This window comes from Lawsonibacter sp. OA9 (genome assembly GCF_022440585.1).
Map to the genome: position 1 here is coordinate 485,341 of NZ_JAKNTI010000022.1, position 12,658 is coordinate 497,998.

14 protein-coding genes are annotated in these 12,658 nt (G+C 54.3%); 13 read left to right on the plus strand and 1 reads right to left on the minus strand.

Annotation, left to right across the window (positions count from 1 at the left end; genetic code table 11):
• Window positions 1–181: 181 nt before the first annotated feature.
• The 4 genes from MCG44_RS03360 to MCG44_RS03375 all read left to right on the plus strand — a co-directional run bounded on the left by MCG44_RS03360 (window position 182) and on the right by MCG44_RS03375 (window position 3,452).
• Window positions 182–628, plus strand: coding sequence for a DUF1934 domain-containing protein (locus tag MCG44_RS03360; protein ID WP_147571028.1), 447 nt, complete (start codon window positions 182–184; stop codon window positions 626–628).
• Between the two features lie 67 nt (window positions 629–695).
• Complete coding sequence (gene argS / locus MCG44_RS03365) at window positions 696–2,444, plus strand: arginine--tRNA ligase (RefSeq protein WP_147571027.1); 1,749 nt, start codon at window positions 696–698, stop codon at window positions 2,442–2,444.
• Between the two features lie 53 nt (window positions 2,445–2,497).
• Complete coding sequence (locus MCG44_RS03370; RefSeq protein ID WP_147571026.1) at window positions 2,498–2,818, plus strand: hypothetical protein; 321 nt, start codon at window positions 2,498–2,500, stop codon at window positions 2,816–2,818.
• A gap of 7 nt (window positions 2,819–2,825) precedes the next feature.
• Complete coding sequence (locus MCG44_RS03375; protein WP_240286816.1) at window positions 2,826–3,452, plus strand: NUDIX hydrolase; 627 nt, start codon at window positions 2,826–2,828, stop codon at window positions 3,450–3,452.
• 47 nt (window positions 3,453–3,499) lie between these two features.
• On the opposite strand, the gene MCG44_RS03380 is transcribed toward MCG44_RS03375, so the two are convergent.
• A complete protein-coding gene (locus MCG44_RS03380) occupies window positions 3,500–3,859 on the minus strand; it encodes a hypothetical protein (RefSeq protein WP_147571024.1) in 360 nt (119 codons plus the stop codon).
• 324 nt (window positions 3,860–4,183) lie between these two features.
• Here MCG44_RS03380 and rplU point away from each other — a divergent pair, with 324 nt between their 5' ends.
• The 9 genes from rplU (at window position 4,184) to MCG44_RS03425 (ending at window position 12,652) form a co-directional block, all read left to right on the plus strand.
• Window positions 4,184–4,495 carry a 50S ribosomal protein L21 gene (rplU, locus tag MCG44_RS03385; protein ID WP_147571023.1) on the plus strand — a complete coding sequence of 104 codons (312 nt, stop codon included), beginning with the start codon at window positions 4,184–4,186 and terminating at the stop codon, window positions 4,493–4,495.
• A complete protein-coding gene (locus tag MCG44_RS03390; RefSeq protein WP_147571022.1) occupies window positions 4,495–4,824 on the plus strand; it encodes a ribosomal-processing cysteine protease Prp in 330 nt (109 codons plus the stop codon). The genes rplU and MCG44_RS03390 overlap by 1 nt, the downstream gene beginning before the upstream one ends.
• Before the next feature lie 3 nt (window positions 4,825–4,827).
• Window positions 4,828–5,112, plus strand: a complete 285-nt coding sequence (gene rpmA, locus MCG44_RS03395) for a 50S ribosomal protein L27 (RefSeq protein WP_147571021.1) — start codon at window positions 4,828–4,830, stop codon at window positions 5,110–5,112.
• A gap of 129 nt (window positions 5,113–5,241) precedes the next feature.
• Window positions 5,242–5,664: a PPC domain-containing DNA-binding protein gene (locus MCG44_RS03400; protein ID WP_147571020.1), complete on the plus strand. Its 423-nt coding sequence runs from the start codon at window positions 5,242–5,244 to the stop codon at window positions 5,662–5,664.
• Window positions 5,665–5,688: 24 nt separating this feature from the next.
• A complete protein-coding gene (obgE, locus tag MCG44_RS03405; RefSeq protein WP_240286818.1) occupies window positions 5,689–6,969 on the plus strand; it encodes a GTPase ObgE in 1,281 nt (426 codons plus the stop codon).
• Between the two features lie 1,231 nt (window positions 6,970–8,200).
• A complete protein-coding gene (locus tag MCG44_RS03410; RefSeq protein WP_240286820.1) occupies window positions 8,201–9,472 on the plus strand; it encodes a four-carbon acid sugar kinase family protein in 1,272 nt (423 codons plus the stop codon).
• On the plus strand, window positions 9,466–10,626 hold the full coding sequence (locus tag MCG44_RS03415) for an iron-containing alcohol dehydrogenase (RefSeq protein WP_240286822.1): 1,161 nt from the start codon (window positions 9,466–9,468) through the stop codon (window positions 10,624–10,626). Before MCG44_RS03410 ends, MCG44_RS03415 begins: the two co-directional genes overlap by 7 nt.
• Window positions 10,627–10,649: 23 nt before the next feature.
• The gene (gene dapA / locus MCG44_RS03420) at window positions 10,650–11,558 is read left to right on the plus strand and encodes a 4-hydroxy-tetrahydrodipicolinate synthase (protein WP_240286824.1); all 909 of its coding nucleotides are present in this window, start codon (window positions 10,650–10,652) and stop codon (window positions 11,556–11,558) included.
• An 11-nt stretch (window positions 11,559–11,569) separates the two neighbouring features.
• Window positions 11,570–12,652, plus strand: coding sequence for a PdxA family protein (locus MCG44_RS03425; RefSeq protein ID WP_186852196.1), 1,083 nt, complete (start codon window positions 11,570–11,572; stop codon window positions 12,650–12,652).
• Window positions 12,653–12,658: the final 6 nt, after the last annotated feature.

Here is a 12,658-nt window from a genome sequence, read left to right on the forward strand (position 1 = left end):
GAAAAAACGGGTATTTTCCATGGAAATTTCCCCTTGTCTTTCCAGAGAAGATAACATAAAATAAAAAATACCTAGCTTCGCCCCCTCTGCCCTTTACAACCAGGGCGGGGAAGGGTATAATACCCCCTGCCCGGTGGCGGTCCGCCTCCGCGGCGCGAGAATGAATACCCTGGAGGGACTCATGGAAAAGGATGTCATCATCTCCATCAAAGGGACGCAGAAATACGACGGAGGGGAGCCCGGCGCTGTCGAGTTGGTCACCGCCGGGCGGCTGGCCCAGGACGAGGCTGGCTACACCCTCTCCTATCAGGAGAGTGAGCTCACCGGCCTGGAGGGGACGATGACCACCATCCAGGTGGAGGGGGAGCAGGTCACCCTGATGCGGGTGGGCGAGTTCAATACCCAGATGGTGTTCCGGGAGGGGCGGCGCCACCTCTCCATGTACAATACACCTTATGGCGCAATGGCCATCGGGGTGAATACCCGGCACCTGCTGGCCGAGCTGGACGACCACGGCGGGAACATCGAGATCGACTACTGTATCGAGGTGGACCACGCGGTAGCCAGCAGGAATATTTTTTGTATCCAATTTAAGGAGGCGGAGGGTTCCGGGAGCCTGAAGCAGTAGAGAAATATACAGACGCGGGACGGGCGATGGAGAGAAAGTCCGCGTGAGAAATGAGGATGTGATCGCTATGACAAATATGATCCAAGGCGCCAAGGCACAGGTGGCCAAACTGACCCAGGCGGCCTATGAGAAGGCCGCCGCCGAGGGCTTACTCCCCGCTGGAGCCGAGGTGAGGGCCACAGTGGAGATCCCCAAGGACACCTCCCATGGGGACTACGCCTCCTCCTTCGCTATGGCCGGTGCCAAGGCCCTCCATATGGCCCCCCGGCAGATCGCCCAGATTATCGTGGACCACCTGGAACTGGAGGGGAGCTACTTCCAGAAGGTGGAGATCGCCGGCCCCGGCTTTTTGAACTTCACTCTGGGCCCCAAGTGGTACGGCGAGGTGCTGTCCGCCGTGGAGACTGAGGGGGACCGCTACGGCTCCGGCGAGGAGGGCCGGGGCAAGCGGGTCATGGTGGAGTTCGTCTCCGCCAACCCCACTGGCCCCATGCACATGGGCAACGCCCGGGGGGGCGTGCTGGGGGACACCCTGGCCAATGTGCTGGCCCGGGACGGCTGGGACACCTGGAAGGAGTTCTACGTCAACGACGCCGGCAACCAGATCCACAAGTTCGCCGTGTCCATCAACGCCCGGTATATGCAGCTCCTTCTGGGGGAGGACAATTTCCCCTTCCCCGAGGAGGGATACCATGGGGATGACATCCGGGAGCTGGCCAAGGCCATCTATGAGGCCCACGGGGAAAGCTGGGGGAACCTGCCCGAGGAGGAGCGGCTGGACAAGCTGGCCGAATACGGCTTGTCGGTCAACATCCCCAAGATGCGGGAGGACCTGAAGAAATACGGCATCGTCTATGACCAGTGGTTTTTCGAGTCTGAGCTGCACAACAGCGGCTATGTGGAAAAAACGGTACAGATGCTCACCGAAAAGGGCTGGACCTATGAGAAGGACGGGGCCCTATGGCTGAACACCACTCAGTTGCTCAAGGAGAAATTCATGCGGGAGGGCAAGAGCCAGGAGCAGGTGGACAAGCTGGATCTGAAGGATGATGTGCTCCGCCGGGCCAACGGCTTCTACACCTACTTTGCCGCTGACATCGCTTACCACCGGAACAAGCTGGAGGTGCGAGGCTTTGATTTGGCCATCAACATCTGGGGCGCCGACCACCACGGCCATGTGGCCCGACTCCAGGCTGCCCTGGACGCGCTGGGGCTGGACGGCTCCCACCGGCTGGTCATTGTGCTGATGCAGCTGGTCAACCTGATGCAGGACGGCAAGCCTGTCCGAATGTCCAAGCGGTCGGGCAAGGCCATCGCCCTCCACGACCTGCTGGACGAGGTAAGCGTGGACGCTGCCCGGTACTTTTTCAATTCCCGGACGGCCACCAGCCCGGTGGACTTTGACCTGGACCTGGCGGTTCGCCAGGACAGCGACAACCCTGTGTACTATGTCCAGTACGCCCACGCCCGCATCTGCTCCCTGGTGAGCCGCCTGGCGGAGGAGGGAGCCAAGGTGCCCGCCGCCGCGGAGGTGGACGCCAGCCTGATGGCGGCGGCAGAGGAGTTGGCCCTGGTAAAGTCCTTGGCCCAATACCCCGAGGAGCTCCATCTGGCGGCTCGTGATTATGACCCCAGCCGCATCAACCGGTATCTGTCCGCCCTGGCTGGGGACTTCCATCGGTTCTATAATGCCTGCCGCATCAAGGGAGAGGAGTCCGCTGTGCTGTCCGCTCGGCTGAAGCTGGCGGACACAGTGCGTGCCGTTCTGGCTAACGGCCTGAAGCTGCTGGGCGTGTCCGCCCCGGAAAAGATGTAAAGAACGGGAAAACACGCCCCGACGGGGCGTGTTTTTCCAAAGGAGGATGAGCCATGGCAAAGCGTGAATGGTTCCCACGCCAGAGGGATGCCCTTCAGCGCCACCGCAATCTGATCACTTACCTGCTGGTGGTGCTGGGCCTGCTGGGCGCTCTAGTGGGCTGGGGGCTGCTGCCTGATATGGTGACCATCAGGCCCCCAACGGCGGCGAACCACCACTATGTCCCCAAGGGGCAGGGCTTGCTGCTCAATCTGGCAATGACGGAGATCTTTGCCGCCCTGTTTTGGCGCTGGCCAAGAGAGTGGGTCTATCTGGCTGGCTCCCTCATTGGGCTGCTGTTCACCTTTGCCCTGCTGTACAACAACCTGGTGTGAGGTGGCTATGGAACTGGATGCGCTGACTCGCCTGCTGGCCCGCCGCCAGCCCGGCTTGATGGACGCCACGGGGAGATATGCGGTACTGGTCCCCATGGTGGAGGGAGAGGAGGGCCTGTCCCTGCTGTACGAGGTCCGGGCCCATACACTCCGCCGCCAGCCGGGGGAGGTGTGCTTTCCCGGCGGCCGGATTGAGGGGGTAGAGTCCCCGGAGGAATGTGCCCTGCGAGAAACGGAGGAGGAATTGTCCATCCCCCGGTCTGCCGTCCGGGTGCTGGGACGGCTGGACTTTATCGCCCACCGGGCCAACTTCATCATGTACCCTGTCCTGGCCCTGGTGGACAGGAGGGCGGTAGAGAAAATGTGCCCAAACTCGGCGGAGGTGGAGGAGACCTTCCTGGTGCCCCTCCGCCACCTGCTGGCCACCCAGCCCCTGGAGTATGACTATCAGCTGATTCCCCAGACGGGGGAGAACTTCCCCTATGAGCTGGTAGGCATCCCGCGGGACTACCGCTGGCAGCCGGGAGGAGAGAACGTCCCCATCTACCCCTGGAAGGGGCGGGCCATCTGGGGACTCACCGCCCGGATCACCCGCCATCTGGTGGCGCTGGTCCGCTCCCTGGAGAGGAACTGAAAACGGCCTGGCCGCATAGGCGGCCGGGCCGTTTTGCCTATGTCTGGTCAGGGGTGGTAGCCGATCTCAATGGCGGGATTGGCGGCAGCGAGGAGGGCCAGGGCCTCCTTCCCCTTCTCCTTGGACAGCACCTGCCCTCGGCGCAGCTGGCCGTCGGTCCCACGGACCATGAGGAAAAACTGGTCAAAATTGGCCCGGCCACAGCACAAATTGGCGTTGACCTCCTCCTGACGTAGATAGGCGTTCACGATCTGGCTGTATGGGAGATAGGTAGTGCCGGAAAATTTGGGAAAGAACAGACAGCTTTCCCCCAGACGCACCCGCCCCGCCTCCCAAGCGGCGGAAAATTCCCGGTCCAGAAGCTGCCGCTCCAGGACGGCGGTGGACAATTCGGGCTTGAATTTCATGGGGAACGCCTCCTCTCAATGGTATTGGATGAGAAGAATATAGCACAGAACAAATATTAACGCAAGTGATTCTTATTAATTGGATGGTATATTCCACCTTTGGAGGAAAGAGGCTAAAAAAGGTGGAAACAGGAGAAAAAATCTCCGTTTTCTATTGACAACCTTCTGCTCTGCTGATAAACTATCATAGCCGCATTGAACAGGAAAAGCACCAGATTTCCGGTCAGGGGAGTGAACGACCCGGCCGCAAGGGGACCCAGGTGTGACAAGCGGGGAACGGCCCCCTCCTGCGAGAGCGAGCCCGTAATGAAGGAGTTGAAACAAATGCAGGCAATCATCGTGACCGGCGGCAAGCAGTACAAAGTGAACGAAGGGGACACCCTGTTTATCGAGAAGCTGGAGGCCGAGGCCGGACAGACCATCACCTTTGACCAGGTGCTGGCCATCCTGGATGGGGACAAGGCTACCTTCGGCGCTCCCGTGGTGGAGGGTGCCTCTGTGGCTGCCACTGTCGTGAAGAACGGCAAGGGCAAGAAGGTCCGTATCTTCAAGTACACCCCCAAGAAGGGTTATCGGAAGCGTCAGGGCCACCGCCAGCCCTATACCAAGGTGCAGATCGGCGCCATTAAGGCCTGATGACCACCGTAACCTTTCAGACTGAGGGCAGCCGGATCGTGGGCTTCGAGGTGAAGGGCCACAGCGGTTATGCCCCGGAGGGAGAGGACATCGTCTGCGCCGCCATCACCAGCGCCGTGCGCCTGACCGAGTGCGCCGTCAACGACGTACTGGGGCTGGAGGCCGCTGTAAAGGTGAAGCAAAAGGACGCATCCATCTCCCTCAAGCTCCCCAGCGCTCTGGGCCAGACCAACGAGAGCACCTGCCAGACCCTTCTGGCGGCGCTGATGGTCCACTGTGTCCAGTTGGCGGAGGAGTACCCAGAAAATATTTCCGTCATGGAGGTGTAAGTTATGCTGAATATCGGTTTGCAGTTTTTCGCCCACAAAAAGGGCGTTGGTTCCACCCGGAACGGCCGTGACTCCGAGGCCAAGCGCCTGGGCGTCAAGCGGGGCGACGGACAGTTTGTGCTGGCCGGCAATATCCTGGTCCGTCAGCGCGGCACCCACATCCATCCCGGCGTCAATGTGGGTAAGGGCAGCGACGACACCCTGTTTGCTCTGAAGGACGGCAGGGTCAAGTTTGAGCGCCTGGGCAAGGATCGCAAGCAGGTTTCCATTGTGGAGATCGCCCAGTAATTTCGTTGCTTAACAGAAGGCCGCAAACGGACTCCGTTTGCGGCCTTTTTCCAGTCCCGGAATGTGACGCCCCGCCTTGGACAAGGATATGGGACAGAAAACGGGGAATATTGTGAAGGAGGATAAAATATGGACTACCGCAAATTTGAACAGGGCTATGTGCTTCGCCTGGACCCCGGCGAGGAGATCGTGGGCAGCCTGACCCGGCTGGTGGAGCAGGAGAGTATCCAACTGGCCAGCGTATCCGCTCTTGGGGCGGCCAACGACGTGACCATTGGTATTTTCAACACAGTGGAGAAGAAATACTACTCCCAGCGATACCAGGGGGACTATGAAATTTCCGCTCTGGTGGGGAATGTCACCCGTAAGGAGGGCGAGCCCTATCTCCACCTCCACATTACCATCGGCAATCCGGTCACCGGCCAGGTCCATGCCGGCCACCTGTCCTCCGCCACCATCAGCGCCACGCTGGAGCTGTTCCTCCAGGTGTGGGACGGCCAGGTGGGGCGGAAGTTCAGCGATACAGTGGGGCTGAACCTGCTGGAATTTTGATTTGAGAGTGAGGAGGTGCCCCAGATGGCAGCGCCTTTTGTAGATACCGCAAAGATCACCGTCCGCTCTGGCAACGGGGGAAACGGTGTGGTCTCCTTCCACCGGGAGAAATATGTGGCGGCCGGCGGCCCCGACGGGGGCGACGGCGGCCGGGGCGGAAATATTGTGGTAGAGGTCAACGACCATATGTCCACCCTGATGGATTTCCGCTATAAGAGGAAGTATGTGGCGGGAAATGGGGGCGACGGCAGCGGCAAGCGATGTACCGGCAGGGACGGGGAGGACCTGGTCCTCAAGGTCCCCAGGGGCACTATCATCCGGGACGCCGAGACCAGGGAGATCATCAGGGACATGTCCGACGACAGGCCCTTCATCCTGTGTAAAGGGGGGCGGGGCGGCTGGGGCAACAAGCACTTTGCCACCCCAACCCGGCAGGTGCCCCGGTTCGCAAAGGCGGGCCTGCCCGGAGAGAGCCGGGATGTGGTGCTGGAGCTGAAGCTGCTGGCCGACGTGGGGCTGGTGGGTTTCCCCAACGTGGGCAAGTCCACCCTGCTGTCGGTGGTCAGCCGGGCCCAGCCCAAAATCGCAAACTACCATTTTACCACCCTGTTTCCCAACCTGGGGGTGGTCTATGTGGAGGATGGGGTGTCCTTCGTCATGGCTGACATCCCCGGCATCATCGAAGGGGCGGCGGAGGGCGCCGGCCTGGGCCACGATTTCCTGCGGCATATCGACCGCTGCCGGCTGCTGGTCCATGTGGTGGACGTGTCGGGCAGCGAGGGCCGGGACCCAGTGGCCGACTTTGAGGCCATCAATGAGGAGCTGGCCCAATACTCCCCCGAACTGGCTGGGAGGAAGATGCTGGTGGTGGCCAACAAGGTGGATATCATGGAGGACCCCGCCCTGCTGGACAAGCTGCGGGCCCATGTGGAGGGAAAGGGACTGGAGCTCTTTGAGATGTCCGCCGCCGCCCACCAGGGCACCCAGGAGCTGATAAAGCGATGCGCCCAGGAGCTGGCCCAGCTGCCTCCCGTGGTGGTGTACGAGCCCACCTATGTGGAGCGGCCCCCGGAGGTGGATACCGAGGGAGAGGTCAATATCCAGGAGTTTGACGGCACCTGGGTGGTGGACGCCCCCTGGCTCCAGCGGCTTATCGCCAACGTCAATTTCTCCGACTATGAGAGCCGCAACTGGTTCGACCAGAAGCTGCGCCAGTCCGGTCTGTTCGACAAGCTGGAGGAGATGGGCATCAAGGACGGGGATATCGTGTCCATGTACGACCTGGAGTTCGAATACCAAAGGTGATTTTATCTATAAAAACACCGTTCCATAATTTCGGAACGGTGTTTTTCGTATATGGAGGAAATTTTTTCGTACTGTATTTACATAAAGCTTTTGATTTTAGAATCTTATATAAAATTTTGTTGCCCGTTACTATATTTCCTAAAAAATAGTAGAAGATCCGTTATTCCTGAAATTCCGACTAGTTGTTTTTTGAAGGGCTTTTGGTATATTACGGTATAACTTTATGCACACAGTAAAGTAGTGTAAACCAAGACGTAGTAAGTCTATTGGTAAAATCCAGCTTTGCCGTCAACTAACAGAATAAAAAAATATACAGGCAACAATATAGACGATTACGAGGCCGCCAGCAAGAAAACCGATATTTGTATTCGTACGGTTAAGCAAATGTTTAGCAATACATTCAGAAGTTATAAAAGTGATCCCAGTAAGACAAAAAGGGAAGACGTTATCAGCGGTAAAGCGGTTTTTCGTAATAAACACCATTGGCTACCCAAAGAGGGCAAAAATAGAGTGAACAGTCCATATAGGAATAGTTGGGTAATGAATTTAGGAGGGCTATCAAAAGACTAGGACGGACCTGCATCTATCTCTATAAGTTTGTTGATAGAGGAAGTATCTGTACTTAAAAATGGGGGGTAGGTCTATTTATATAAGACATACACTATTTTACTGCTATTACTGCCGAATATGTGTCAGAAGGAAATTTGGTCCCTTGCGTATGTTAGATATGGTATGAAACGATTTATATTGCTGTCTTCCCATTATCCAAAGGTCATGACAAAGTTACGCGCCTTCTTTCTTCTACCTTTTTCCTTCTGCCTTACATCCAGGAATAAAAACGGCTACACCATAGGAGAGGGAACAGTGAAATGGTAAAATGTATACCAGTGAAGCCGAGTTAGCGTAGATTGACAACAGAAAATGCCCCCAAGATCCCTCCACGGTATCCGCGGGGGGATTTTTATGCCCATAAGCAATTAGATATGGTCATACTGCCCAATGATGATAGAGGGCTTTCCTATATGAGAGGGCGGCGAGATATATTTTTGCATAAAACGCTAGAGAAATCGTTTCAAATATAAACAATTTTTACAAGTCAAATGGATTGATATGAAAAGAAACAAAAGTTAGGATTTGATTAAGTAAATGATATATAGGGATGTCTTTTCTCAAACTCATTTTCAAAGATTAAGGATGTTCCAAAATAAAGCAGTTTGAATGAGGGAATGTCATGATTAAGCTACTGGTTATTGCAGATGATTTTACTGGGGCTTTGGACACAGGAATACAATTTAAGGCTAAAGGGACCTTGGTTCGAGTATATACCCCCCAAAACCAGAATATTTTTGCTGGGCTGGAACAGGGAGTCCAAGTGCTTATTATTGTTGCTGAGACTCGGCATATGCCTCCAGCAGAGGCTGGAGAGATCGTGGCAAAGATCGTGAGTCAGGCCCAGCAGGCCTCTGTCTCCTGTATCTATAAAAAGATAGATTCCGCATTGAGGGGCAATATAGGCAGTGAACTCTCTGCTATGCGGGCTGCGGCCCATGGTAAACAGCTCCATTTTATTCCGGCCTTTCCTAAAATGAATCGAGTAACAGTAAATGGCATCCACTATATTGGGCAGGTCCCAGTGGCAGACAGCGTGTTCGGTTCTGACCCTTTTGAGCCAGTCAGGCACTCAAATATCCAGAACATAATTGGGGAGCAAAGTAATATACCAACATATTTAGTCGCTGCGGGAGAAGACATACCCGATAAAGAAGGTATTTTGATTTATGATGCAGTCACCGACGAGGACCTTCTTCAAATCGCTCAAAGATTGAATGACTGCCATCAGCTGAAACTGCTGGCGGGTTGTGCCGGATTAGCCGCGGTATTGCCAAAATTGCTAAATCTGACACAGTATGACTGTAGAAGACCCGCTATGAATCCACGCCTCATCACCGTGTGTGGTAGCATCAATCCCATCACTATAGAGCAGTTGGACACTGCGGAAAAGAATGGCATGCATCGTATCCGATTGACACCACAACAGAAATTGGATCCCACCTGGTTGGAGAGTGAGGATGGAGAGTGTGTTCTTGCTCAATGGCTGAACAAGCTCCAACATAGTACAGCCGCTATAATCGATTGTGGAGGACCGGAGGAAGCTGAGGAGACCCGCAGCTATGCGCTGACTAGGGATATGAATATAGAAGCGACAAGAAGCGCTATTGCCCAGTCTATGGGAAGACTATTAGAGCGGATGCTCGAAGGCGGTTTGGAAGCGACACTGATGCTGACTGGTGGTGACACACTGTTGGCATTTATGAGGGAAATTAATCAAGACAGTTTGATTCCAGTGTGTGAACTGGTGCCTGGGGTGGTGCTTTCCCGAACAGAGTACAATGGGAAACGAATCGATCTAATTTCAAAATCCGGAGGATTTGGTTCAGCGGAATTGCTGACTGATCTAGCCCAAATAATTGCCCACAGTGGCGAGGAGGAATTAGTATGCTGAAAGAATACAATTTGAAAATGCCCCACGCAGTATATGGTGGGGAGAATGCCATCGGGAACATCACTGCTATTATTCAAAACTGTAGAGCAAAACGGGTAGCTATGTTTACAGATAAAGGCATCGAAGGTTGCGGCTTGTTCGCCTTACCTGAGGAAGCTGTGAAGGCATCTGGTGCCGACTACTATGTGCTGGATGATCTTCCCGCAGAACCTTCCTATAAAGCAGTTCAAAAGTTAGTTGACCAGTTCAAGGCATCCGGTGCAGACCTAATTGTCGCTTGCGGTGGCGGATCGGTAATGGACGCAGCAAAACTCGCTAGCGTACTAGTAACAGACCAGTATGGTGTAAAGGAGCTGCTGGACAAGCCTGGTCAGGCACAGAAGTGTGTCCCTATCATTCTTATCCCTACGACTGCTGGAACGGGGGCGGAGGTTACCCCAAATGCTATCGTGGCCGTACCAGAAAAGAACTTGAAGGTGGGCATAGTTAACGAAAATATGATTGCGGACTATGTGATCTTGGATGCCAGAATGATCAAAAATTTGCCCAGGAAAATTGCGGCGGCTACTGGGGTAGATGCCTTAGCCCATTGTATCGAGTGCTTTACTAGCAACAAAGCGAACCCTTTCAGTGATTTGTATGCCCTAGAAGGTCTGGATCTAATCTTGAATAATATCATGGATGCTTGTAACGATCCGGAGGCCATGGTGGCCAAAAACCGGATGCAGATCGCCGCTTATTATGGGGGATTAGCCATCACGGCCTCTGGTACTACAGCGGTTCATGCACTGAGCTATCCATTGGGCGGCAAGTACCATATTGCCCATGGCGTTTCTAACGCAATCCTGCTGGCCCCTGTCATGCGATTCAATGAGCCTGAGTGCCGAGAAAGATTTGCTGTCGCTTATGACCGCTGTGTCCATGGAGAGAAGACCTGTGTGACTGTGGAAGAAAAGAGCGCGTACATGCTGGCCTGGATGGAGAAGATCGTCAAGGATTTGGACATTCCAACCAGTCTAAAAGAGTTTGGCGTTCCGGCGGAAGACCTAGACGGCTTAGTAGAGGCTGGGATGCAGGTCCAGAGACTACTGGTCAACAATATGCGACAGGTTACTCCTGAGGATGCCAGGGCATTGTATCTTGAAATACTTTAATTTAGAGGAAGAAGGAAGCAAAAATGATGCAGATTGAGTTAAAAGGCATTATCCCGCCAATCCTCACTCCTATGAATTCGGATGAGTCCGTTAACTTGGATGTGCTGCGGGAGCAAATTGAACGAATGATTGAGGGCGGCGTTCACGGCCTGTTTCCCTTTGGAACAAATGGTGAGGGCTATATACTAAGTGAAAAGGAAAAGATTGAGGTGCTGGAGGTTACTATTGACCAAGTAAATGGCAGGGTACCCGTCTATGCCGGCACAGGCTGTATTTCCACTGCTGACACGATTCGAATGAGCAAAAAGGCTCAGGAATTGGGCGCGGATGTTCTGTCCATTATTACCCCGAGCTTTGCCCTGGCCTCTCAGAAGGAGTTGTATAACCACTATGCTGAGGTGGCCAAGCATGTGGATATTCCCATCGTTCTGTACAATATCCCGGCACGTACTGGCAACAAGTTGCTGCCGGAAACCGTTGCCAAGCTGGCGAAGGATGTGGATGTGATTATGGGGGCCAAGGATTCCAGCGGCGACTGGGACAACTTGCAGGCATATATCAACCTGACCAGGGATTTGGACAAGGGCTTTAAAGTCCTGTCTGGAAACGACTCTTTAATCCTTCCTTGCTTGAAAGCGGGAGGGGCCGGTGGTATTGCGGGCTGTGCTAATGTGTATCCCCATGTATTGGCCTCCATTTATGATTTGTTTAAAGCCGGTAAACTGGAGGAAGCTGAAGTGGCCCAGGAATCCATCGCTTCATTCCGGGCGATATTTAAATATGGAAATCCCAACACCGTAGTCAAAAAGGCTGTTTCCATGCTGGGCTATCCGGTGGGCGACTGTCGACGCCCCTTCAACTACCTATGTGACGAGGGGGTAGAGGAGTTGAGAAAGGTGCTGAAAGAAAACGCGGATAAGGGCATGTGCTGAGGAGGAAGAAAATGGACAGACCGATTTTGGGTATTTCAATGGGGGATCCCTTCGGCAATGGCCCGGAGATTACGGTCCGGGCCTTGGCGAACAAGGGCATTTATGACCGTTGCAGGCCCCTGGTTGTAGGGGATATGAGCAGCATGGACTATGCCCTTCGGGTGGCCAAGAAAGTAAGAGGCGCCACGCTGACCCTTAACCCAGTCAAGTGTGTGGAAGAAGCCAAGTTTACATATGGAACTATCGACGTGCTAGACCTGGGATTAGTAGCTGTAGATCAAATTCCAGATACTGCTGACCAGGATGTGCCGCAACCTTTCGGCATAGGCGCTTGCCGGTTAGGTGGTGAGGCATCCTTTCGGTATGTGGAGAAAGTGATTCAAATGGCCATGGCGGGCGAGATAGATGCTACTGTTACTAATGCTTTAGCCAAAGAAGCGATCAATATGGCCGGTCATCACTACTCCGGTCATACTGAGATTTATGCTGACTATACCAAAACTGACAAGTATACTATGATGCTGGCCCATAACGACCTGCGGGTGGTTCATGTATCGACCCATGTTTCCCTGAGAGAGGCCTGCGATCTTGTGAAAAAGGAGCGGGTACTGGAATGTATCCGCATTGCTAATGAGGGATGTAAAGCTTTAGGAATTGAGAAGCCTAAGATCGGCGTGGCAGGCTTAAATCCTCACTGCGGGGAGAACGGGATGTTCGGTCGAGAAGAGATTGAGGAGATACAGCCCGCTGTTGACGCGGCCATGGCTGAAGGAATCTGGATTCCTGAGAAAAAACCTACACCGCCTGATACCGTGTTTTCGAAGGCGCTGGGCGGCTGGTATGACATTGTTGTAGTCATGTATCATGACCAAGGCCATATCCCCCTGAAAGTGAAGGGATTTGTCTATAACAAAGCTGAGAGGCACTGGGATGCTGTAGCGGGAATCAATGTTACTCTGGGACTTCCTATTATCCGGGCCAGTGTGGACCATGGTACTGGCTTTGGCCATGCAGGTAACGGACACGCAAATGAGTTGAGCTTGGTCAACGCCATGGATTATGCAATCACTCTGGCGAACCATAAGAAAAGGTAAGGAGGG